This window comes from Pseudoalteromonas sp. AS71 (assembly GCF_038900275.1).
GTDB lineage: Bacteria > Pseudomonadota > Gammaproteobacteria > Enterobacterales > Alteromonadaceae > Pseudoalteromonas.
In genome coordinates this window covers 98257-123345 of record NZ_JBBMQZ010000017.1, presented here as the reverse complement: position 1 = coordinate 123345, position 25089 = coordinate 98257, and the positions used below count along the sequence as shown (strand labels likewise).

General features: G+C 39.8%; 18 protein-coding genes. 2 read left to right on the top strand and 16 right to left on the bottom strand.

The genetic code is table 11. The annotated features are described in order from the left end of the window. From WNY98_RS13990 to WNY98_RS13965, 6 genes are all read right to left on the bottom strand, one after another. The coding region (locus WNY98_RS13990) for a hypothetical protein (RefSeq protein WP_342878186.1) at positions 1–611 on the bottom strand (611 nt) is incomplete at its 3' end. Positions 612–839: 228 nt separating this feature from the next. Next, positions 840–3095: an acyl-CoA dehydrogenase gene (locus WNY98_RS13985; RefSeq protein WP_342878185.1), complete on the bottom strand. Its 2256-nt coding sequence runs from the start codon at positions 3093–3095 to the stop codon at positions 840–842. Positions 3096–3433: 338 nt separating this feature from the next. Then, positions 3434–4462, bottom strand: coding sequence for a zinc-binding dehydrogenase (locus WNY98_RS13980; protein WP_342878184.1), 1029 nt, complete (start codon positions 4460–4462; stop codon positions 3434–3436). A gap of 10 nt (positions 4463–4472) precedes the next feature. After that, positions 4473–5885, bottom strand: a complete 1413-nt coding sequence (locus WNY98_RS13975; RefSeq protein WP_342878183.1) for a TolC family protein — start codon at positions 5883–5885, stop codon at positions 4473–4475. Further along, on the bottom strand, positions 5878–9030 hold the full coding sequence (locus WNY98_RS13970; RefSeq protein ID WP_197184900.1) for a multidrug efflux RND transporter permease subunit: 3153 nt from the start codon (positions 9028–9030) through the stop codon (positions 5878–5880). Before WNY98_RS13970 ends, WNY98_RS13975 begins: the two co-directional genes overlap by 8 nt. A gap of 9 nt (positions 9031–9039) precedes the next feature. After that, positions 9040–10209: an efflux RND transporter periplasmic adaptor subunit gene (locus WNY98_RS13965; protein WP_342878182.1), complete on the bottom strand. Its 1170-nt coding sequence runs from the start codon at positions 10207–10209 to the stop codon at positions 9040–9042. Between the two features lie 119 nt (positions 10210–10328). On the opposite strand from WNY98_RS13965, the gene WNY98_RS13960 reads away from it, so the two are divergent. Further along, positions 10329–11267 (top strand): LysR family transcriptional regulator, encoded by a 939-nt coding sequence (locus tag WNY98_RS13960; protein ID WP_342878181.1) that lies wholly within the window; start codon positions 10329–10331, stop codon positions 11265–11267. A 10-nt stretch (positions 11268–11277) separates the two neighbouring features. On the opposite strand, the gene WNY98_RS13955 is transcribed toward WNY98_RS13960, so the two are convergent. The 7 genes from WNY98_RS13955 to WNY98_RS13925 all read right to left on the bottom strand — a co-directional run bounded on the left by WNY98_RS13955 (position 11278) and on the right by WNY98_RS13925 (position 19123). Then, positions 11278–12315, bottom strand: coding sequence for a GGDEF domain-containing protein (locus WNY98_RS13955; RefSeq protein WP_170071386.1), 1038 nt, complete (start codon positions 12313–12315; stop codon positions 11278–11280). A 168-nt stretch (positions 12316–12483) separates the two neighbouring features. Then, positions 12484–13455 (bottom strand): GTP 3',8-cyclase MoaA, encoded by a 972-nt coding sequence (gene moaA / locus WNY98_RS13950; RefSeq protein WP_170071385.1) that lies wholly within the window; start codon positions 13453–13455, stop codon positions 12484–12486. A 186-nt stretch (positions 13456–13641) separates the two neighbouring features. After that, positions 13642–15933, bottom strand: coding sequence for a molybdopterin cofactor-binding domain-containing protein (locus tag WNY98_RS13945; protein WP_342878180.1), 2292 nt, complete (start codon positions 15931–15933; stop codon positions 13642–13644). Between the two features lie 12 nt (positions 15934–15945). Further along, a complete protein-coding gene (locus WNY98_RS13940; protein WP_007582016.1) occupies positions 15946–16434 on the bottom strand; it encodes a (2Fe-2S)-binding protein in 489 nt (162 codons plus the stop codon). A 101-nt stretch (positions 16435–16535) separates the two neighbouring features. Beyond that, a complete protein-coding gene (locus WNY98_RS13935) occupies positions 16536–17153 on the bottom strand; it encodes a nucleotidyltransferase family protein (protein ID WP_342878179.1) in 618 nt (205 codons plus the stop codon). After that, the gene (locus WNY98_RS13930; RefSeq protein WP_342878178.1) at positions 17147–18175 is read right to left on the bottom strand and encodes an XdhC family protein; all 1029 of its coding nucleotides are present in this window, start codon (positions 18173–18175) and stop codon (positions 17147–17149) included. Before WNY98_RS13930 ends, WNY98_RS13935 begins: the two co-directional genes overlap by 7 nt. 84 nt (positions 18176–18259) lie before the next feature. After that, entirely contained in the window at positions 18260–19123 is an 864-nt protein-coding gene (locus tag WNY98_RS13925) for a DUF6279 family lipoprotein (protein ID WP_342878177.1), read from the bottom strand. Between the two features lie 945 nt (positions 19124–20068). Between WNY98_RS13925 and WNY98_RS13920 the strand changes: the two genes are divergently transcribed. Next, positions 20069–20794, top strand: coding sequence for a tetratricopeptide repeat protein (locus tag WNY98_RS13920; RefSeq protein ID WP_304180815.1), 726 nt, complete (start codon positions 20069–20071; stop codon positions 20792–20794). A 130-nt stretch (positions 20795–20924) separates the two neighbouring features. Here the strand turns inward: WNY98_RS13920 and WNY98_RS13915 are convergent, their stop codons facing one another. The 3 genes from WNY98_RS13915 to WNY98_RS13905 form a co-directional block, all read right to left on the bottom strand. Next, on the bottom strand, positions 20925–22343 hold the full coding sequence (locus WNY98_RS13915) for a coniferyl aldehyde dehydrogenase (protein WP_342878176.1): 1419 nt from the start codon (positions 22341–22343) through the stop codon (positions 20925–20927). A gap of 146 nt (positions 22344–22489) precedes the next feature. Then, positions 22490–23965 carry a DASS family sodium-coupled anion symporter gene (locus WNY98_RS13910; RefSeq protein WP_342878175.1) on the bottom strand — a complete coding sequence of 492 codons (1476 nt, stop codon included), beginning with the start codon at positions 23963–23965 and terminating at the stop codon, positions 22490–22492. A gap of 9 nt (positions 23966–23974) precedes the next feature. Further along, positions 23975–24931, bottom strand: a complete 957-nt coding sequence (locus WNY98_RS13905) for a porin (RefSeq protein WP_197184892.1) — start codon at positions 24929–24931, stop codon at positions 23975–23977. Between the last annotated feature and the right edge of the window lie 158 nt (positions 24932–25089).

Here is a 25089-nt window from a genome sequence, read left to right as displayed (position 1 = left end):
AGGCTTGAAGTGCTTGTTTCAACATCACCCACTGTAAAGCTTATCGCTTTTGTGGTGTCTTCGTTTGTTGACTGATTCGTTATGTTTGTGATCGTTGGTGAATCGTTCACACATGCAACATTAAAAGTAAGCTTAACAGGATAACGAGTCACATTTTGGCTTACAGTTTGATAATTAGCTGAATAGGTTCTATAGGATGCGTATTGTATTCGAGGCTTTTCTACATCATCTTTTGTTGCAAAGGCAAAAAAGCTTTGGAGAATATTTAAAATAGGACTTGTTGAGTACTCAACAAGCTCATCGGATTCTAGAGATATAGACCTAATTGGGTTATTGCCAGAATCTATCAATGAGACATTTATCGTTGTTGTATCTACACCACAAAAATTAGCCTTTGGTTTATAAACAAATGAATCTGTATTAAAATTCAAAGTCCCGTTTTTTGGTTTTATAATGGCGGCTCCAAAAAAGGCTTCCCGTGCGCCTATAACACGCCAAACCTCCCAAATCCTAACTGTTTTACTTCCATCTTCAGTTAAATTAAATTTATCAGTAACAGCCGAAGCCATTGAAGATAAAACTAATAGAAAAAAGCACAATGTAAATTTCACAAAACAATCCTTGTTGGTTGTTATTATTTTATTTAAATATTTACATACTTACATACCCGTAACAATTTCATATAATCGAACTAATGGAACAACACCTCTGAATACTAAATTCGATTATTAATATAAAAAAGCCCCGCTTGTTTTTACACAAGCGGGGCTCCACACTAATTTTTTAATCAAAAATAAAAGCGCCGATACTGCGGGCGCTTTGCATCATTGAATTTAATTTTATTGATTAACTACGCTTTTAAGCGGGTTAACTGGTTGTGCGTTGTCATCTAGTAGGTTCATATCAAAATCGAACTCATCTACACGAATCGCTTTTTCACGTTTGATGTTGTAATCAATTAACTGAACGTGTTCAGCTTGCGTGATTACGTTTGCCGCTAGTGCGTTATCAAGCGTGATGTTAAAGCGTATACCTGGTTTAATTACTTTAGCACGTAGTGCTTTTTTAACTTTAGCCAGCTCGCCAAGTGATGCCATTTTAGCTTTGTAAGCTTGCTCATTAATATGATGGCCATCGCCCACTACTGGTTTAACTAAATGCGTAATTTGCGCTTTAAATGCGGTATCTAGTTGAGCTTGTTTTGCTAGTTCGCGAATTAAGTCATCGCTAATTTTTGGCATTTTAGTTGAGTAGTTCATTGTAATGAAACGAATAAACTTACGAGTACCACTTGCAGGGAAGTTATCTAAAAACTTATGCAATGCTTCTTCAGCGCTTTGTAGTGCAAAACGAGTCGCGTAATGGAAATACGGCGCTGCTTGCTCACGGTCACTACTTGATACTTTTTGCTCGTAGTATTTAATTGATGCCATAGCTGCATATAAGAAGCTCATTACATCGCCTAAACGTGCTGATAGCATTTCTGCTTGCTTTAACTTACCGCCAAGTACCAGTAACGAAAAGTCTGCGTACACTGCAAGTTTTGCAGATAATTTATGTACTGCTTTTTCGTAGTCGCGTACTTCTGGTAATTCAGAATTAGCACTTGCGGTAAATGGTAAAACACCAAGGCGGAAAGCACGGAAGCTGTTAGCGGTGCTGTAACCAATTGTTTTGCGTAAAATGCCGTTAAACTCTTTATCTGCGCCTTTGTCTTCGCTGTGAATTGACTCAACCATAGATTGTAAATATGGGTGACAACGCATAACACCTTGACCAAAGATCATTAGGTTACGTGTAAGAATATTCGCGCCTTCTACCGTAATGGCAATCGGCTGAGCAACATAACCACTTGCTAATGTATTTTGTGGACCGTTTTGAATCGCTTTACCTGCTTGAATATCCATTGCTGAATCAAGTACGTCGCGACCAAGCTCTGTCATATGGTATTTAGCGATTGCGGTTACTACTGATGGTTTTAAACCCATGCCTAAGCCTTCAGTTGTAAGTACGCGCATTGCTTCTTGTAGGTATGTTTTACCTGCAATGTCGGCTAGTTTTTCTTGAATACCTTCAAACTGGCCAATGGCTAAACCAAACTGTTCACGCACTGCTGCGTATTCAGATGCTGATTTAAATGCTACTTGTGCTGTACTAACACCTAGCGCAGGTAATGAAATACCACGGCCAGCACCTAAACAGCTAACCAGCATTTGCCAACCACGGCCGATGTTTTTCTGTCCACCAATAACAAAATCCATTGGTACAAATACTTTGTTACCACGTGTAGTACCGTTGTAAAAACGAATACCCATTGGGTCGTGGCGATTACCAAGCTCTACACCTGGGTGCTCTTTAGGAATAAGTGCACAGGTAATGCCTAGGTTTTCTTTACCACCTAGTAGACCATCAGGGTCAACTACTTTAAATGCTAAACCAAGTACGGTAGCAATAGGTGCAAGTGTAATGTAGCGCTTGTCCCAGGTAATTTCTAAACCAAGGACTTCTTCGCCGTTGTACATACCTTTAGTTACTTTACCAACATCAGGAATACCACCTGCATCAGAACCCGCTTCTGGGCTTGTTAATGCAAAACATGGAATGTCTGTACCATTTGCTAGGCGTGGTAAGTAATGTGCTTGTTGTTCTTGCGTACCAAAGTGAAGTAATAACTCACCTGGGCCTAACGAGTTAGGAACCATTACGGTTACCGCAACTGCTGAGCTTTTAGTCGCAATTGTGCCAACAATGGTAGAGTTTGCATAAGGGCTAAACTCTAAACCACCAAACGACTTAGGAATGATAAGCGAGAAAAAACGCTCTTTTTTCAAAAATTCTAAGATGTCATTTGGTAAATGAATGCCGTTTTGAATCACTGAATCGTCAATCATGCCCAATAACTCTTTTACTGGACCGTCTAAGAATGCTTGCTCGTCTGCGCTTAATGTAGCAGCAGGTACGTCGCGAAGTGCACTGAAATCAGGCTTACCTTGGTAGATAGAACCTTCAAGCCATACATCACCCGCGTCTAGCGCTTCTTGTTCTGTGATAGAAATACTTGGTAATACTTTTTTTAGTTTTGTACGTAAACTCATGATTGAACTCATCCGACCAGCTAAATAATACCTACATTACGTCATAAAAAATCGTTTAGATCAATTACTCTATTCAATTAATTAACAGTTTTTTCAATTTATTTTCTTTACCTGAACGTAAACTGTTGAAACACAAAGGCTTACAGCTGTACGCTGAAAAAAAGTATTTTAACTAAAATGATGAATAAAACAGCAAAATTTCTAGCGCTGTATCTATTTTTTAAAGGCATAAAAAAACGCAGCACAAATAGGCTACGTTTTTATTCAATTTGTAGAGGCTACATTATCAGTTAATCTAGCTAAAGCTACTTAAATTTAAATCAAATTGTATAAGCGCTTTACTTAGCAACTTTAACAACTTGCTTGCCGGTAAAACCACCAGCAAGTTGTTTATTAAGCGCTTGCGATACTGACTCTGCACTAAAATCTACGGGCGTTATTTCGGGGTGTTTAATGTCGCCACTAACAGCTCCTTCAAGTAACAGGTTACCCATAAAACTCAAACGTTGTTGTGCACATAAACTGTTAGCAAGCCATGCACCACCAATCGATACAACGCTAATATTGGGCGCTCGGTGATACATTAAGTCTTGATCAAAACAAGGGAGCGGATTTAAGCAGGCAATACGTCCACAAAAACGCATTAACTCAATATTACGCTGAGTACACTCACCACCTATCGTATCAATAACCGCATCAAAGCCTTGCGGGCCAAGTTCTCTGCGGATTTTTTCGCATAGCTTTTTATCGCTATAGTCAAAAACCACATCAGCGCCTAGCTGCTTAACCAATTTATGGTTACGCTTTGATGCCGTGGTAAATACATCTGCACCGCGCTGTTTTGCATATTGAATAGCAAACTGCCCTACCGCTCCGGCTCCGCCTTCAATAAAAATAGTATCGCCTTCACTAATGCCTATTTTATCTAAGCTGATAAGTGCTGCCATACCGGCACATGGAAGTGTTGCTGCAATGGCCGGATTTAAACTGCTTGGCACAACCGACACTGCAAAGTTAGGTACTTTGGTGTATTCGCTCAAAGCACCTTGCTCACCAATGTTGGCATGCCACATAACCCGCTGGCCAACATTTGGAAACACACCTTTATTAGCTTTAACCACAACACCTACGGCATCTAAGCCTAAAATGTGTGGATACTGCCACTTACAAAAGCCTGTTTTAGCAAATTGACCATCAACTGGATTTAAACCAACGTACTCTACTTTTACAAGCAGCTCGTTATCTGCACAAATAGGAACAGGCAGCTCAGCATCCGCTAAGTCAATTGCTTCATTTGGTTCTGGCAGTACAATAGCGCGCATTGTTTGCGGGATAATGTATTCATGTAAATTTTCAGTATTTGGCATCAATATAACTCTACTTATTAGTGTCGTTTAACGCATAACTCCATTGGCCATTAAATGACTGGTAAGCATTTACTTTGGCAAGCAGTGAAGTGATTGTTGTTTCAACAGCATTTTCTTGTGCTATTAAAACATCCTGGCGCGCATCTAACAACTCAAGATAAGGAATTTGACCTTCTTCGTACATTGCTTGTGCTTGTAAAAATGCTTTATTAGCAAAGTCATAGCGTTCGTCGGCAAAGCGTTTTTGCTGTGCTTGATTAACCAACAATTGCAATGAAAGTTCACTTTCACTTAGTGCAGTTAATACTACTTGTTGATAATCGCTGTAAGCGGCTTCACTTAAGAACTGCTGCGCGTCGCGTTGTGCTAATAATGCTGGGTAGCTTAATAACGACCATTGTAACTGCGGCGCTATTTGCCACTGTTGATCGGTATTTTTTAAGCCTGTGCTATCTATACTCACAACCCCTGCAAATGCAGATAAGCTAATATCGGGTAATAGTGCTTTACTTGCTGCAACACTTAAACTATTTGCTTGGCTAAAATCAAACAATGCACGGCTAATGTCTGGGCGTAAGGCAATGGCATTATTAGCGTTTTTTAGTGCGACGCTAAAGTCACGTTTCAGCACGCTTTGCTCGTTTTCAATAGCAATATTTTGCGTTAACTTACCGCTTAGTACTGCAAGTGCAGATAAATCGCTGTATTTTGCATATTCAATAGCAGGCATTAGTGCTTGTTGCTGCCTAAGCTGCGCCATAGTACGGTTTAAATCAAGCTCGTTTGCGACGCCTTCGTCAACGCGAGCTTGAAGAACGTCAATACTTTGCTCAAGCGCTTCTATTTGAAGCGTAACAATGTGTTGTTTTTCAACATTTCCTTGATAACTTACAAAGCCTTTAACAACTGACGAAACAACTTCAATTTGCAGTAAACGTACTTGCTCTGCTTGGCTCATGGCCGATGCATTTGCAGCATCAACCAACGCCGTTATGCGACCAAATAAATCCAGTTGCCAATCAAGTGCAACGTTTGCACTTGATTGGCGGTCAAACACGCTTGGTGCATCGCTTCGAGCTGCGCCAACATTTACGCCACCTTGCGGTAGGTATTGGGCTTTTTTCTCTCCTAATCGCGCTAATGCACTTTTAAGTGTTAGCTGGCTTGTTTGCAAATTATAGTTATTTGCAAGCGCACCAGTAACAAGCTCATTTAGTTGATCAGAATTAAGCTTTTTCCACCAGTTTCTTTCATCAGCAACGCTAACGTTACTAGCAACATTAGCTTTGGCAACAAATTCGTTAACAGCTTTTTGCTCACTCATGGTGTCAATTTTACTCGCACACCCTGCTAAAAACGCAGCGACTAATACGGCACTGGCAGTCAGACTTGTTTTAAGTCTTTTTTGCATTAATTTAGTCATGAGTATTCTCCTGCGCTTTCTCTTTTTTGTTAGTCACTAACATATAAAATACCGGCGTGAATAATAGACCAAACACGGTTACACCTATCATCCCTGAGAATACTGCGTTACCCATTGCGTGTCGCATTTCGGCCCCTGCACCGGTGGCAAGTACTAACGGTACAACACCTGCTGTAAATGCAATCGACGTCATTAATATTGGGCGCAAGCGCATACGACATGCCTCAAGTATTGCCTCTAAGTGCGATAAGCCTGAGTCGTGTCTATCTTTTGCAAACTCAACCATCAATATCGCATTTTTAGAAGCCAACGCGACCAGTACTATTAATGCTATTTGGGTGAATATGTTGTTGTCTGAGCCAACAAACCACACACCTAACAAGGCTGAGAAAATAGTCATTGGTACAATTAATATAATTGCCAGTGGTAAACGTAAGCTTTCGTACTGCGCTGCAAGTACCATAAATACAAGTAATACAACTAACGGGAATACATAAACCATGGTGTTACCGGCAAGTACTTGTTGGTACGTTACTTCAGTCCACTCATATTCAATACCTGTTGGTAATGTGTCTGCGAGTACTTTTTCAATAGCAATTTGTGCTTGATCAGAACTATAACCTGGCGCTGGGCTACCATTTAGCTCTGCACTTGGGTAACCGTTGTAATGCATAACACGGTCAGGACCAATTGTTGGAGTTACAGTTAGTACAGATCCCAGTGGCACCATATTACCTGAGCGGTTACGTACTTTTAAATTAAGTATTTGATCAGGGTCTAAGCGATAGTCAGCATCAGCCTGTGCATTTACTTGGTACGTACGACCAAACATATTAAAGTCATTTACGTACACAGAGCCTAAGTAAATTTGCAGTGCATTAAATACTTCATCAAGTGGGATACCTTGAATAAGCGCTTGCTCACGGTCAATATCAATATCCATTTGTGGAACTTGAATACGGAAACTTGAGTACAAGCCCATTAATGCAGGGTCTTGTTGCGCCTTACCGATTACGGCTTGCAAGCTATTAAATAAGGCTTCAAACCCTTTGTTTGCTCTGTCTTCAATTTGCAGTTTAAAACCGCCGGTAGTGCCTAAACCTTGAATTGGCGGCGGCGGGAATACCGCTACAAACGCTTCATCAATGGCAGCAAAACGTTTATTTAACTCTGCCGCAATCGCCATCGCTGATTGGCTTGGATCGGTACGTTTGTCAAAGCTTTCAAGTGGTGTAAATACAATGCCGCTGTTAGGGCTATTAGTAAAACCGTTCACTGATAAACCAGGAAAAGCAACTGTGTGGGCAACGCCTGGCACTTCTAATGCAATTTGCTGCATTTGAGAAAGTACATCTTCAGTACGGTCAAGGCTTGAAGCGTCAGGTAACTGCGCAATAGCCACTAAATACTGTTTATCTTGCTGTGGAATAAAGCCACCTGGTACAGAATCAAATAACTTAATTGTGCCGCCAACAAGTGCAATGTAAGCCACCATAACAACAACAGTCATACGAATTAGTTTTTGTACCAGTTTTTCGTAACCTTTAGCCCCACGATTAAATACGCGGTTAAATGGTTTAAACAACCAACGACCAAACAGTTTATTGAGTAAACGCGTGAACGCATCTGGTTTTGCATCGTGCGACTTTAATAACAATGCAGCAAGCGCAGGCGATAACGTTAATGAGTTAAACGCTGAGATAATCGTCGAAATTGTGATTGTAAGGGCAAATTGCTTATAAAATTGACCTGATAAACCGGTAATAAACGCAGTAGGAATAAATACAGCACTTAGTACTAGCGCAATTGCAATAATAGGCCCTGTTACTTCGCTCATTGCAACGCGGGTTGCTTCAAGTGGCGATAAGCCTTTTTCGATATTTCGCTCTACGTTTTCAACAACTACAATCGCATCATCTACAACAATACCTATGGCCAATACTAAGCCAAACAACGACAAGGTATTAATCGACACGCCTAACCATTGCATTACTGCAAACGTACCAATGAGTGAAATAGGCACAGCAATTAGCGGAATGATAGATGCGCGCCACGTTTGTAAAAATACAATAACAACAATAACTACCAGTACAATTGCTTCAAGCAACGTTGCAATTACCGCGTCAATTGAGCCGCGAACAAATACTGTAGGGTCGTACACAATGTCGTATTCAACACCGGTAGGGAAATCTTTAGATAAGCGCGCCATTGTTTCGCGTACTTGATCGGAAAGCTCAATAGCGTTTGAACCAGGGCGCTGAAATATTGGCATTGCAAGAGCTGGTTGGTTATCAAGCTCTGCACGTAGTGAGTAAGTATCTTGACCTAAATCAACACGGGCTATATCAGATAAACGCGTTAACTGACCTTCGTCGCCTACTTTAATAATAACTTGTTCAAATTCTTCAATACTGTTTAAACGACCTTTAACGTTTAACAATATTTGAAATTGACTGTCGTTTGAAATTGGTTGCGCACCTAAGCTACCGGCAGCAACTTGCTGGTTTTGCGAGCGAAGTGCTGTTACTACATCTGTTGCTGTTAATTCGCGTGCAGCAAGTGCATCTGGGTTTAGCCATACTCGCATTGAGTATTTGCCAGCACCAAACATGCGAATATCACCTACACCCGGTAAACGCGCAATTTCATCTTTAATGTTTAAATCGGCATAGTTAGATAAGTACGCTGTGTCGTGCGTTTTTTCAGGTGAATATAAATGCACTACCATGGTTAAATCTGGCGATGATTTTTCGGCTACAACACCTAAACGTTGTACTTCTTCTGGCAAACGCGGAAGTGCACTGTTTACACGGTTTTGTACTTGTACTTGAGCACGATCTAAATCGGTACCTAACGCAAAGGTCACCGTTAATGTCATACGGCCATCGCTTGTACCTTGCGAAAACATATACAACATGTTTTCAGTACCGTTAATTTCTTGCTCCAGCGGTGTTGCCACTGTTTGCGCAATAACGGTTGGGTTAGCACCCGGGTAGTTAGCGGTAACAACAACAGTTGGAGGAACTACTTCTGGATATTCACTTACTGGTAATTGGAATAGTGATATACCACCAGCAATTAAAATAACCAATGACAGCATGGCCGCAAATATTGGGCGCTGTATAAAGAAATGCGAAAATTTCATCAATAAACCTTATTGCTTAGCCACAAATTGTGCGTTGTCGTTTGACAATGTAAATGCTACACCGCTGGTATCAATTGTTACGGTTTGCGGAGAGATTGGCATACCAGGGCCTACGCGAGCAGGGCCATTTACGGCAATAACATCACCTTCATTAAGGCCTGATGTAACCGCACGTAATGCACCGTAACGCTCACCTGTAGTGATAAGCTTGTATTCAAGTACGTTGTTTTCGCCAACCGTTAATACAAAACGATTTTTTAAGTCGGTACCAATTGCACGTTCTGGGATAATAATCGCGTCGCTAATAGAATTTGCAGCCAGCTTTATACGTGCAAACGAGCCTGCGCGTAATTGGTTGCTGCTTTCATTAAATACCGCACGTACACGTAATGTACCTGTCGATGAATTAATTTGGTTATCAATAAAGTTAATGTAGCCTTTGTATGCAAAATCGCTTTGACCGACCTTTTGCATTACAACAGTTTGATGGCTCGCAGCAGTAACATCACTGAAAGAGCTATTCCAGGTGCGTTCATCAACATCAAAATAAGCGTACATAGCTTGGTTTGAAACAATTGACGTTAATACGCTTTGACCCGCAAGTATGTTGTTACCTTTAGTGATATTTGCGCGAGAAATAATGCCATCAATTGGTGATACAACTGACGTAAATTCTAAATCAAGCTCTGCTGAGGTAAGTTGTGCTTGAAGTGCAGAAAGCTGTGCTTCGCGTTGACGTAGTGTTGAAGTACGCGCTTGTGCTTGCTCAGTAGAGATTGCCTTACGGTCTAATAAGCGTACCGCACGTTTGTCTTCACTTTTAGCTTGCTCTAAGGCAGCTTCTGCGCTGTTGATTTGCGCTTTTAAACTAGCAACCACAGCAGCAAATGGACGAGCATCTAATTGAAATAAAACATCGCCTTCTTTAACCACATCGCCTTCTTTAAATTCAATGCTATCGATGATTCCTGATACACGCGGCATTAAGGCAACTTCTTGTGGAGACTCTAAACGCGTTGTATATGTGTGCCAGCTTTGTACCGGCTTAACAAGCACCTGTGCTACATCAATTGGTTGAAGTTGCTGTGCAGGTGCTGATTGAGCTGTGCTCTCATCAGCACAACCTGCTAGTGTTAAAGATGCCGCAGTAAGTGCAGCAGCAATTAGATGTTTGTTCATGAAGACGCTCCATTGTTGATTAGCCTCGCATAATACGGATTAAACCCGTGTGTAAAAACCATAGATTTTTAAATTCATTAATGCCAAAATGGCATCAATAGGTTAATTAAGGTGTAATAATGGATACAACAAGTCGACTTTTAATGTTACTTGAAGTGGTTGAGCAAGGCTCTTTTGCAAAAGCTGCAGAAATACGCAACATAGATCGCTCTGTTATATCCAAGCAAATTAGCCGTTTAGAGGATGAGCTAGGCGTTAGGTTACTTAACCGCACAACGCGTTCGTTTTCGCTCACAGCGGCAGGCGCCGAAATGATCAAAAAAGCCGCAGAGCTTAGAGAGCTGCTTGGCGAAACCGTACGCATGGCCGAAAACTACCATTTAGAACCGCGCGGCGTGTTAAAAATCACGTCATCAACATTGATTGGCAGGCGTTATTTACAACCTGTACTTAATGATTTTCAAAAACGCTTTCCTCAAGTAGAAGTTGAACTGCGTTTAGACGATAGATTAGTAGATATAGTCTCTGAAGGATTTGATTTGGCTTTTCGTGTAGGTGAGCCTAAAGATTCGTCACTTATTGCACGTAAAATAGCGCGTAACCGGTTATTAATTTTAGCTGCGCCACAGTTTATTGAAACTTATGGTATGCCAAAAACAATGGAAGAGTTAGCGCAATTACCAGCAGCAAGCTATGCCAGTAACTCTATTCGAGTAGAAACCATAGATTACTACGATAGTAAGGGTGAACGCTGCGAACAAAAAATAAAAAGTGTGTTTCGTGCAAACGATGCAGAGTCATTGTTAATGAAAACATTATCGGGCACAACTTACTTTGTTGCTCCTGCATTTATTATTGGTGATGAAATAATACAAGGTAAGCTAGTGCCTTTATTAACAGATGTGAAACTCATGGAGTTTAGTGCGATGTATGCCGTATATCCGCATCGAGATTTACCAGTAAGGACCCGGTTGTTTTTTGATGCTGTGCGCGAGCATTTAGGAAAAGACAAACCGATTTGGGAAAATGGGATCCCCAACTTTGAGCAAATGTACTAAGTGACCCGACTTAAGCAACTACCGCCTCACGGTCGTGTTCTTGTTTAAACTTACAATACACTTTATTGCGGCCAAACTGTTTTGCTTTGTATAACTGCTTATCCGCTTGGTTTACAAAGCTTTCCAATGAATTAGTACTTTTAAATTTTGCGACACCAATACTTGTTGTCACATTAATAGCAAGGCCGTCAATGTCAAATGTTGTATTTTCAAAACGTGCCCTTATTTGTTCAGCGGTATTAAGTGCGGCCTCTTCATTTGCAAAAGCGCTAAATAAAGCAAACTCCTCACCGCCTACTCTAAATACATACCCTCTAGGAAGCTCAACTCTTAGTAAAGTGGCCACTTCGATAAGTACTTGGTCACCGACACCATGACCATGCTCATCATTTATCTGCTTAAAAAAGTCTAAATCGAGTAAAAACAAATATAGCTGTGATTTATCTTGTAGTTCAACTTCAAAGTAGTGGTTCATTGAAAGGCGATTACCTGCACCCGTTAGCGGATCAAGTAATGCTAAATTTTTAAGGCGCTTTGAAAAATGTGAGCGGCTCCCTTCAAAAACATGAGAAATCGCCCAAATACTAAAATAAGCACAGATTAAATTAAGAGATAGGTTAAAATTTTCAAAAGGGGCAAGAGTAGACTTACTCCCTAAAATAAACACTTGGATAACTAATAAATTTGCAGAGAAAATTACACCGTATTGTTTACCTAATAACAGGTAGTACAAAATAGGTAATGCAAACGACCATACAAACACAGCATTACGAGGCGATGCTAAAGATGTACCCAAAATAACAATTAGCGTTATGAGCACACACATTATCAAGGATTGCCAAAACTGTAGTGGACGGCGTATAAGTGAAATGTAAGTAAATATACAATAAATAGAAAAACAGATTTCGATATAGCCAAGCAATGGAAAGTTATTTACGGTTAAATTAAAACCCGCAAATCCTACCGATAAAGAACCAAAACAAAGACACATTCCTCGCAGAACGTCTTTTCTTAATGATTTAGTGCTATTAAGGGCGGCGATATCCATTCTAATCACTTAATAAAAATAAAAGTAAGTTTAACGTGAAAATACAATTTAACAAGCTTTGTTGATATAAAACCATTTAGATACAACCAGTTATTTACCTTTTAGGGATAATGTAGTGTATTTTAGGAACACGTTTAGTGCTTTTACTTTTCTAGGTAGCTTTAAAAGCTAGCCACCTAGCATTGATAAATTAGTCGTAATACCTGTATTGCCTTGGTGTAAAAGGTGAGTTGGCTTTTTGGTTTTAATATAACGAGATAGCAATGCCATTAATTTACTGTTTGAACTGTCGTTCATATATTCTCTTAGCGAAATACCCTCTTCAGAAAACAAACACAAGTGCAGGTTCCCTTTTGCTGTAACCCTTAATCGGTTACAGGTACTACAAAAGTCGTTGCTGTAAGGCATGATCAAACCAATTCTGCCTTGATAATCAGGATGAGCAAACTCTTGAGCAGGACCTGCTGATGCACTACGCGCAACTTGCTGCCAACCCGTTTGCAATAGCTGAGTTTTTAAAACTTGCCCAGATACATGGTTAGCATCAAAAAAGGCTTTGTTGTCGTTTGTTTGCATCAACTCAATAAAACGAATAGTAACGGGACGGTGTTTAACCCAATTTAAAAATGTATCAAACTCTTTCGCGTTATATTGCTTCATCAGCACACTGTTTATTTTTACCGAATCAATACCCGTTTCAAGCGCAGTATCAATACCTTTCATTACTGAGGTAAATTTGTCATGCCCAGTAATGGTGTTAAACATGCGCGGATCTAAGCTATCAATACTTACATTAATGGCGTTTAAGCCCGCATCTACCCAGTCGTGGATATTCTTATGAAGAGAAAAACCATTGGTAGTCATTGCAATTTTTTTTATGCCCGCGACATCTTTTGCCGCGCGAACAACATCTATAAAGTCTTTTCTAAGAGTTGGCTCTCCGCCAGTGATCCTTACTTTTTCAATACCATGGTGCGCAAACGCTTTAAGCGTATTGCTAATTTCATCAATTGTGAGAAAACCACGGTCTGGCCCCCCCTGATAACCATCTGGTAAACAATAAACACACTTAAAATTACATACATCAGTAATAGACAAACGTAAGTAACTAAACTCTCGCCCTGTTGGGTCGATTAGCATAAATAAACCTTAACTAATATCAACAAGTAATAATAACCTAATACCAATTTGCAATAATACTTAATCATTTAATTAAGCGAATTGGTATAAACAACGCTACTTATTGATACATAAATAATAATTACATAAATATATTTAATAACTAAAAAGGGCTGCATAAAGCACACCCCTTTAGTTATTTTTGTTTTACGCTTCTAAGCCTTTTTTAAGTTCGCTTGGCTTCATTGGTAGGTCACGTAAACGCACGCCTACTGCATTAAATACAGCATTACCAATCGCAGGAGCCACCCCTATAACGCCAGGTTCGCCTAAACCAACTGGAAATTCATCGCTTTGTAAAAATTCAATGTCAATATCTGGTACGTCTTGCATTCTTAGCGGTAAATAAGTATTAAAGTTAGTCGCTGATACCTGTCCATCTTTATACGTATTTGATTCATGCAATGCAAGGCTGCTGCCCCATAGTAACGACCCTTCAATTTGCGCTAGTGCGCCATCTGGATGAACTATTAAGCCCGCATCTACAACAACATAAAGCTTTTTAAGCGTTATTTTACCACTATCACGGTTAACATGAACATGCGCTGCGGTTGCAAGCCATGCTGGCATGGTACGCTCTTGCCCTGAGCTTACAGAAAAGCCAATGCCTTCATCTTTAGCTAATTTAACAGAAGCTACTTTGTCTGACACTGTTTTAAGCACATTACGTAAGCGCAGTGCTCCACCTACACTCTCAGGTGCTTTTCCTGCTTGCTTGCCTTTACCGTCTAACATTTCAATTCTAAATTGAACTGGATCTTTGCCTTGCTTATGGGCAATCTCATCAATAAACGACTCAAGACTCCATGCAATCCAACCTGGTCCTACTGAACGTAACCAACCTGGAGTAAAGGTGCTTTGTGCAACTTCGTTATTAATAGCGCGTGCACGATGACTGCTCATGCTGTACCAATGATCAGCGCCCGATGCCGAAAATGCATCAAATTTACCTTTGCCATCAACACCCGGTGATAAAAACCCTGGTGCCATAGCTTTAGTAGGCCAACCTGCAGCAAATGCATGCTCTAAACCAGTAAAAGTACCGTTTTTATCAAACGACGCCGTCATTTTTGCAGCAGATGCAGAACGAGACTGATCGAATAAACTATCGTCTGCTCGTGTAAATACCAGTTTTACTGGTTTACCTACTGCTTTTGCGGTTAGAGCTGCAGGTACAGTCCAGTCACCAAATAATCGACGGCCAAAACCACCACCTAAATAATAAGGACGAATAATTACTTTGTTTTTTTCTATTTCAAGTGCTTTGGCAAGCGCAGGTAACGTAAGTGACTGCCATTGGTTACCAGTATGAATAATCCAATTACCGTCTTTAAACTCTGCAACCGCATTGAGTGGCTCTAGCTGATAATGACTCGCTGTCGCTGTGGTATACATTGATTCTAACGACTCACTGGCGTCTGCTTGTGTTTTCTTTATATCACCTTCATCAACAAATAAAGTACCCGAGTCGCGCTGCTCGCATAATCGCTTACCTTCTTTTTGAATATCATCTTCAGATATATTTGCTGACTCACCCTTTTTATAACTCACCTTTAAAGCATCTACTGCTTTAATGGCGCTTGGGTAACTGTCAGCTAATACAACAACCCAGCCTTGCACTGTGTTACTAGGATCATTTAAAATTTCATAGCCTTTGTAACCTTTAATAGCTTTTGCTGCACTATCGTCAACGTTTGTTACTGTACTGCCATAGCGGGTTGGCGGTATTACTGGTCGCGCGTACAGCATGCCTTCAACTTCTACATCTATACCATATACCGCAGTGCCATTTGTTTTGGCTGGTATATCAAGCGCTTTAAAGTCTTGTTTAAGCCCTGTTAAATGACGCTTATTAGCAGGTTTTAGTGGGAGGTTTGCAACTTCATCACTGGTAAATGTACGATTAAACTCGCCTTTTTTGACTATGTCAGCGTAACTAACCGATTTTTCGCCTGAAATAATATAGCCCTTTTCAGCACGACATTTATCTGCAGGTACGCCGAGCATTTTAGCTCCTGCGTCTATTAATGCAATTCGACCTGCAGCACCGGCTTGAGATAATGGCTTAAAGCTTTGAAATACAGACCACGAACCACCCGTTACCATAAAGCCCCATTTTTCATGAGTATCTACGTAGGTAATTGATACTTTATCCCAATCACATTCAAGCTCATCAGCCACAATACGCGCAAGAGCAGTACCAATATGTTGGCCCATTTCAGCTTTAGCAATACTTACTTCTACGGCGCCGTCGGTGCTCATAGTCCACCAAATTGTTGGTGAAAAAGCCTGTTGCGCAATTGACTCTTTTGCACTTACCGAACCCGAAAATAACGCAGGGGCAAACGCCATGACTAAACCTGCGCTAGCAGTGCCAATCATAAACGAGCGACGATTTAAATTAACGGTTTCGCTATTTTTTTGAAATAATTTTTTCATTATCGGCTCCAGTTAAGCGTCTTGTGCATTTGGATCAAATATATTTACTACACTTTGTGACTCATCTGCAGCGCGTTGAATAGCAGTTTTAATACGTTTATAAGCCATACAGCGACAGTAGTTACCATTCATATGGCTTACTATTTCTTCATCTGAAGGACTTGGGTTAGCTGCCAGTAATGTGGCCGCTTGCATTATTTGCCCCGACTGACAGTAACCGCACTGTGGTACTTGCTCTTCAACCCATGCTTTTTGCAGTGGGTGTTCGTTATTAAGCCCTTCAATTGTGGTAATGTTTTTTCCTGCAATTGCGCCAATTGGTAAAACACATGAGCGGGTTGCTTGCCCATCTAAATGCACTGTACACGCACCACACATTGCAATACCGCAACCAAACTTCGTACCTTTTAATCCAATTTCATCACGAATAACCCATAACAATGGTGTATCTTCACTTGCGTGTGATTCGACCACCTTGCCATTAATTGTAAACGTCACCATAGCTTGCCCCTTAATTACGATTTCTATAGTCACTTTTAAACTATACGAACAGCTTCAAAAGTGACTATAGCTATTAAAAATATAACTACTGACCCTACTCGTTATATTTTTTCATTAAAATTTTTATATTCTGTTTTACTTAAAAACTCACTTAATTGCTCTTGCGTATCTATATCTAAACTCGCACTACTTAAACTAATTGTGTTAACAACTTCACGACTAGAGCGCAATAATTGCTGTGCACCTCTATCCGAAGTTAAGCTTGCAAGCTGAGATAAATCAACCGCTGGGAATATAGCGGGTACACCTAAACGCTCGCCATAGTTTGCGCACCAGCGCGATGGATTACGTGTAAAACCAGTAACTAGCTCACTTAAGTGCGCTACTTTTAGCTCAACCTGATCCGCAAGCATAAATAAAATCCCATCGAAGGACTTATTTTTAAACACAGTTTGAGACGCTATCGCGATTGAATTACCTAAACCTTGGCTCCATTGCTTGTTCTCAATTAGCTCTATGTTTTTATAACCGGCTAGTACTTGTGCTACTTCTTTATGCCATGCCCCGGTAACTACATACACGGGCGTGTCATCAAGTGCTTGCAGTGTATTTACAGCATGCTCAATCATTGTTTTGCCAAAGCCAATATCAGCTGTTAATTTACAGCCGTTAAAGCGAGATGATTGCCCTGCGGCTAAAACAACTTTTGCAATTAGCACGGCTCTTGCCCCCAATGACTTAGTGATTGGGCATCTTTATCACACAGCACTGCATGTATTTCGCTGATCAGCGATAGTGCAATACTCTCTGGCGAGTCGCCGCCTAAATTTAAACCGACAGGCCCAAAAACAGGAGACTTAATTTGTGAAACATGCGTATTTGCGTGCTCTAAAACTTGTTTACGTCTGTGCTTAGGACCCAATAGCCCTATATATTTAAACGGAACATCTTTAAATTGAGCCAATGTACTGGCGTCAAGTTCAACGCTGTGAGCCATTAAAATAGCCGCATCAACTTTATGGGTTATGCAATATTCTTTTAACTCACTCGGTGTGATGCGCAAAATAGCATCTGCATTTTTAAAATACTGTCTTTTTGCATTGGCAGCGCGCGTATCCCATACAGTTACACTCCAACCAAGTTGTTTGGCAAATGTATAAACCGGAACTGCATCAGCGCCACCACCTACTATTAATAGATGGGGCGGTGGATAAATAGAGGTTTGCAAACTCGTAGCGCCTTGTAATTCTACCAACTGCGCTTTGCGGTTCATTGATAAACCATGTAACTCATCATTTTGCGTAAATACACCACTACCGGCTGGAAAAATGGGGCTTACCTGTTGAAGGTATCGCCCTGGTTTATTCTCATTAAGTGCTTTAGATACAAGCTCTAACTGTAAATAGTCATTAGCTTTGTGAATGGGCTGCAGTAAAATGTGTACTATGCCCCCACAACCAATACCAAGTTGAAATGTTAAATCGTCTTCATCGGTGGCATCATAACTGATGGTTTTACTTGTTAAAGTACTCATTACTTGTTTAGCATGGCGCTGTATGTCAGCTTCTAAACAGCCACCCGAAAGCATCCCCAAGCGCTCGCCCAGGCTAGATATAAGCATCATAGCCCCTAGTTTTCTGTAGCTAGAGCCTTCAATTTTGTACAAAGTAGCTAAAACCCATTCTTGGTTGTCCCTATTCGGATACCAAGTGTTTAAGATACTTTTTAAATCTGTAACCATATATTGCCCTTTAAAAGCATTTTTTGCGTTTAAAAACAAACCAGCCTAAACAGCTAATCTAAAACTTAATAATTCACGCACAATTTAGTTTTCTATTATATCGTTTAAGGTCTCAATTAACTCATCAAATTGATCATTAACGCTTTGGCGTTGTTTATCAATTAAAGTTGAGTTTAATTCGTAGAGTAAATTTATATATAAATTTAAGTTTGCTTCATTGGTTTTCAATAGTGCGTCGCTCATATAAAGTTCGCGCTCTTTAATAACCGTACTTAACTGATTTATAAATTCTTTTTTCGTAATTTCAGCATTTGTAAATACCTGCTTGGCTGCATTCAAACGGTTTTGCTTGTACTCTAACCACAGCGTTCCTGAGTCTTGATGTTGCTCATTAGTTGATTTAATCAGCGCTTTTTGTTGTTTATTAAGCTTGCCTATCCACTGCTCGTAGTATTCAAATTGCTCTTCCAGGCGCTCACTTTTTCGCTCAAGTGGAGTTTGTTCGTTAAACTCTTCGCGTTCGTCGTTAATTTTTATTTGGATATTGTTTAAAAGTTCTTCTCTTTGCTCACTTGATAAGGTTGCACCCAGTTCGGCTAAAGGCATGTGCGCGTATTCAAGTAGGTTCTGCCAATGCTTTTTAGCAAAAACCACCTGCTCTTTTAACTTCTCAATGCTTAGTGTGTTGTTAAAAAGTGCCTTAATATTTTGAATGTCTTGTTTATAAGCTGGTAGCTGCGTACTTCTATGCCACGCTTGGGTCGTGTTAATGATCTTTTTAAGTTGCTTATTTTGTGTTTTATTTAAATCAATATAATCATCTACCCAAAATGACGAAAGCCAACTCAAATTATTGTAAGTAAAAGATGCCGAACAACTACATAAAAACAACATACTTACAGCAAGGCATATCTGTTTTAGTTTTTTTGCTTTGAAATTTTTAAGCATAACCTTCTCTATTATTTAGATTGTGGCAAAGCTCAAAACTCATTTGATAATAATTATCATTTAAGTGTTGACTTGTATTTAGATCTAACTGATAATCGTTCGTACAAACACAGTGTAACGACCTCAGTGCCTACGGAAGAATATTCAGCAAGGATGCTGACACATTAAAAGAAGAGCGTGCCGCTTCGTGTTATTACTTACTCGACCCAAGTAATAACATCAAATATCACATTTACTTGCTACATTGCTCATATTAGTGACGGTTAATATGATTCAAAAAAGCCCTAACGGGCTTTTTTTATTTCTTTAAATTTTCTATAAAATCTGTATCTTACACTTCTAAACTCGTTTACTTACCTTAAAAGTCCACCGTGCTGTTATTTACATTTTATACACACGATCTGATAAGGTATCGCCTTGCGTTTACGCTAAAGCTGGCGTAAAACATAACAGTAGACACCCTTTTTTGCATCTATTTATAGTAACCGATTTAGTCTCTACTTAAATGCATTGAGTATTAAACGTTTAAAATGCGCAAATAGTGCAAAAATTTAATAATTTAGCATTCAACTATGGCCTGTTGACCTTTTAGTATTAAAATTTGTTCTATCTAGGCGCTATTTATACCAATTTGCTTATATATGGGGTCTATTTAACGTTAAGAAAATTACGCTAGAACTAGGCAAAAGTTTTTGTATCTAGTTGTTCTAAATGAAAAATTTTTAACGACGTTATAGTGCAATTTAATTCGTTAAATTGATCAAAGATTTATGCAGGTTGGTATTAATCGCCGCACGAAGTTTGTAACCTAGTAGGCTCATTAAAAACCGAGCAACAAAGAGCAAACCGTCCCTAGAGCGAACCTAAATAGCAGCACAAATTTAAACTAGAAAGATAAACAGGCGTTAATACCTATTGTAACTATTACTAATTGGAGACATTAATATGTCACAGTTTAATTTGAAATCACTCGTTCTAGCTGGCGTTTTACTTACCAGCCCCTTTGCTCATGCAACATTAGAAGATGGCATAAAAGCAGCAAACGAAGGTGAATTTGCAGTCGCCCTAAAAGAATTTCAATACCTTGCCGATAAAGGCTTTGCACCAGGAATTTACGAACTAGCTAAATTATATGAAGGTGGATACGGTGTAACGCGCGATTACCGCAAAGCAGCTGCGCTTTATCAACAAGGCGTAAAAAAGAACCACCCGGATTCAATGTTTGCTCTAGCGGTTTTATACGACGAAGGCAAAGGTGTTAAACTTGATCACCAAATGGCTGTTACCTTATTTGAACAAGCAGCCAATAAAAACCTGCCTGCGGCTCAGTTTAATTTAGGGGTAATGTACTCCAACGGCGTAGGTGTGACTCGAGATTATAAAGCTGCGCGTAATTGGTACGAAAAAGCGGCCGCTAATAATTACTCTTTGGCTCAATTTAATTTAGCGCTAATGTATTTTGAAGGTCTAGGCATGCCAAAGGATCTAGAAAAGTCATACATTTGGAATACTATTGCCGAGTACAATGGCAACATGCAAGCAAGTCATAGCCGCAAACTTGATGAGCGTAAAATGCTACCTAAAGAAATTGAAGAAGCTAAAGAAAAAGCCGATGCCATTTATGCAAAAATACAAGTGGGTACTTATGCTGGTGAAGGTCGCTTATTTTAAATCTTTAGAGTTTGATGATTAGGTTTTAACTCTATCTAAAAAGGCTGAATTACATAACGTAATTCAGCCTTTTTAATATATCTTGATTAGCAAAATAAAATCTATTCAACTTTACAAAATCAACACCCTATCATTTTATATAAAGCCATTTTAATAGCTTAATAATAAGTTTACTTTGTTTAAGTAACAGATTAATACGAGGATTAAATGAGCCTGATACTAAGGTGTTTTTAGCGTGGCTGAACGTTAAAAAACCTTCAATACCATGATAGTGCCCCATTCCTGAATGCCCTACACCACCAAAAGGGGCTTCGTCAGCAGTTACTTGCACTAACGTATCGTTTATTGCCACAGTGCCACTGATTGTTTGCTTCATAATGTATTCTTGAGCGCGCTTATCTTGCCCTAAAATATAAAGCGCTAATGGGTGGTGATGCGCTTTAATATAATCAATTGCGCTGTCGAGCTTTTCGTAACTCATTATTGGTAATATTGGACCAAATAACTCATCTTGCATTAGGCTCATCTCGTCAGTCACTTGAGTCACTAAATGCAACCCCATACGATGTTTTTGCTCATCTTGCTGGTTTTGCTCAAGTGGCTTAATAATGTTTGCGCCAAGCTCTTGTGCTTGCTCTAAATAGGTTGCTAAACGTTTATAGTGTGCATCGCTAATAATAGAAGTTAAGTTTTTACCTTCAACACCGTCTTTAAAATGCTTTTTATACAGCTCACACAATTGCTGAACCAGCTGATGCTCAAGCGCTTTGGGTACAAATACATAGTCGGGAGCAACGCATATTTGCCCTGCATTAGCCATTTTTCCAAACAGTATGGCTTGCGCCGCTTTTTTAATATCGGCATTTTGCGTAATAATAACTGGCGATTTACCACCGAGTTCGAGCGTTACCGGTGTTAAATTACGACTCGCCGAAGCCATTACTAACTTACCTACTGCCGTTGAGCCCGTAAATAATAAATGAGCAAATGGGAGCGATGAAAATTGCGCGGCTACATCGCTGCCGCCTTGTATTATTTTACAATGCGCTTGCATATCGTCTTTAAATATTTTTTCGATAACGACGTTTGTGTGAGGTGTAAACTCGCTTAATTTGAGCATGACTCTATTACCGGCAGCTATAGCAGTAAACACAGGTACTAACGCTAACTGAATCGGATAATTCCACGGTGCAATAATACCAACCACACCTTTGGGCTGGTAATTAACACTTACTTTTGAAGGCCACAAGCTTAAACCAACAGAGCGATTACTTGGCTTTGCCCATTTTGGGAGCTTTTTAATAATGTGTGCGAGCGTTTGCACCGTAGGTAATATATCGCCAAGTAAAGTATCGAAAGCAGTTCTATAACCAAAGTCTTTTGAAGCAGCATCCACTAGCTCTTGCTCAAGTTCAACAATACGTACACGGAGCTTTTTTAATAAAACGAGACGTTTATCAATTGGCAAGTAAGGCGTTTCGAGAAAGCTTTTTTGCAATTCATCAAATTGGGGAATTAAAGGCATTGCCTGTGATGTCTCAGTGCTCAAAATAGGTTACTCAATTTTTAAAGTTACCGCAGACTATAACCTTGTTCTGTTTTTCGAGCAATAACACTAATTAATGTGAAGAAATAGCAGCCTAAATTAAATTTTAGGCTGCTCATAGGGTTGGTTGGAACTCATTTAGAGGATACTTAAAAGCCAAATACTTGCGCTGCAATAGTCATTGTTACTAGCGTAATTAATACAATAGCGACAATATTGAGTACAAAACCTGCGCGGATCATATCGCGCATTTGTATTTGCCCAGAGCCAAACACAATGGCATTGGGTGGTGTAGCAACTGGCATCATAAACGCGCAGCTACATGCAATAGCGGCAGGAATAACCCATACAAGTGGCGAACCTGTGATAGATTCTGCAACGGGTCCTAACAAAGGAAGAAAGCCAGCTGCAGTTGCTGTATTACTCGTGATCTCCGTTAAAAACGTAATTAATGCCACAACAACAAGTACGCTCATAACAAGTGGAATAGTACTTACACCCTCTATCATTTGGGCAATAAAATCAGCAAGGCCTGATGATTTTATTTGGGACGCTAATGTTAATCCGCCTCCAAACAAAAGTAGTACGCCCCACGGTACCTCTGATGCGTGATGCCAATCAAGAATACGCTCATTTTTGCCTTTATTCGCTGGCATTACAAACAACAGCAATGCCGCAGCAATTGCAATTGTAGTATCTGAAATATTAAGACCTGTAATATCGCCTAATAAAGGTCTAAATATCCAACAAAGTGCAGCAAGTACAAATACAAACAACACGCCTTTTTCTGCACGTTGCATTATTCCAAGATTTTTTAGCTGAGTTGTAAACACCGCTTTTGTATCAATTTTCTGATCGCTTTTAACATTAGCATCTACTTTATACGCAAACTTAGTAAGCCAAACCCAGCTAATAACTAGCATGCTTAAAGACAGAGGTACACCTACAATCATCCATTGCGCAAAGCCAATTTCTATTTGATAACTGTCTGATAAGTAAGCAGCCATTAAAGCGTTAGGCGGAGTGCCAATTAAAGTAGCAATACCACCAATACTTGCACCATAAGCGATTGATAACAGTAAAGCCTTACCAAAACCTTCATTTTCAGGGTCTGATTGTTTAACTAAACTGGTAATCGAAAGTGCAATAGGCAGCATCATTACGGCTGTAGCCGTATTAGACATCCACATTGACAAAAATGCGGTAACCAACATCATAGCTAAAATTTGTAAGCTTGGTTTTTTACCTGCGTATAGCATAGTGCTAAGCGCAATACGTTTATGTAAACCCCAGCGCTCCATAGCAATGGAAATTAAAAAACCACCTAAAAATAAAAAGATTAGCGGGTGTGCATACGGTGCCGCCACACTTTTTATTGCTGCTATATCAGCTAGTGGTGATATTACCAGTGGTAGCAATGCAGTTGCCGGAATTGGTACAACTTCGCTCACCCACCACGATGCCATCCAAAATGCTAAGCCTGCAGTTTTAAATGCCGCAACCGACATACCTGTTGGCGGATCGAATAAACAGGTTAATAGCATTACTAAAGGCCCTAGTATTAAAAAAAGCCATTGAAAATGTTTTTTCTTATCGGGTTCTTGCGTCAGTATGTTGTCTGTCATGATAAGCCTCTAAAACTTATATTTAAGACCAAGCGCAACACTGTTGTCGTCTTGTTCTTCTAGATTAAGATCGGTGTATAAAAGGTAAGCTGTTGTCTGCTTATCAAATACATAGTCAAGGCCTGTGCTCCATTGCGTTGCCTCAGAAACTTGACGAAGTGTAGAGTCATCTTTAGCAAATTGAATCTTTGGTACCCACTTGTCAAGCGTGTAACTTGCACTCAATACATAACCATTACCAGATTTAGTGCCATCCACTGATTCAGAATGCTGGTATAAGCCACCTAACTGTAATTGCTTAAACTTATAAACGCCTGCAAGTCTACTTGCTGTAATATTATTAAGTGAATCAACATGACTTAGTGACACATAATACGGGGTGTTATTTAAATTACGATCGCCATAAATAAGCGTAGCAGCAAAACCGGCTTCATTATCTTTATTATCGTCTTTAGGCGCGTAAGTAAACGAAAACTGTGTATTATGCCAATAGCTTGAAGTGTAGGTTATGGTGTCTCCGAGGCGATCTTGCCCTGCAATAACTTGTGCCATGTCGGCTTGAGTTTCATTAAAGTTATCAACTTTTCCTTCAGAGTATTTAAAGCGTGTATCGTTTCTTCCTACTACAACTTCACCAAACGCACCTTTTAAACCCAAGTAAGTATTACGTGCAGTAAAAGGCTCATCAGTGTCGTCTTCCTCAAACCCTTTAACTTGTACTTCGTATTTAAAAACAACGCTTAGGTATTCGTTAAGTTTGTGGTCGCCTTTAATACCAATACGCGAGAACGGCGCGTCTATTTGCGTACCCTCATCTGCGTATCGCATAGTGCCTGTATCAGTATTTGCAATTTGTACTTCAGCTTTACCATAAACGGTATAATCAACCGCTAAAACAGTATGCGAAAATGTAGCTAAGCAACTCAGTGAAGCTAGATAAATAGTAGTGTGTTTGAACCTTATCATTGTGTGTCCTAATTATTAGAATCTACTTATTGTCGACTCTAACTAAGCAAACACATTGCCAATGATGTAAATGGTATATATTTCATAATCTTGACACTAGCTGTGGTTTTTATCTATACAAGATTGTGCGGATTACCGCACATTAAAAACCAGGGAAT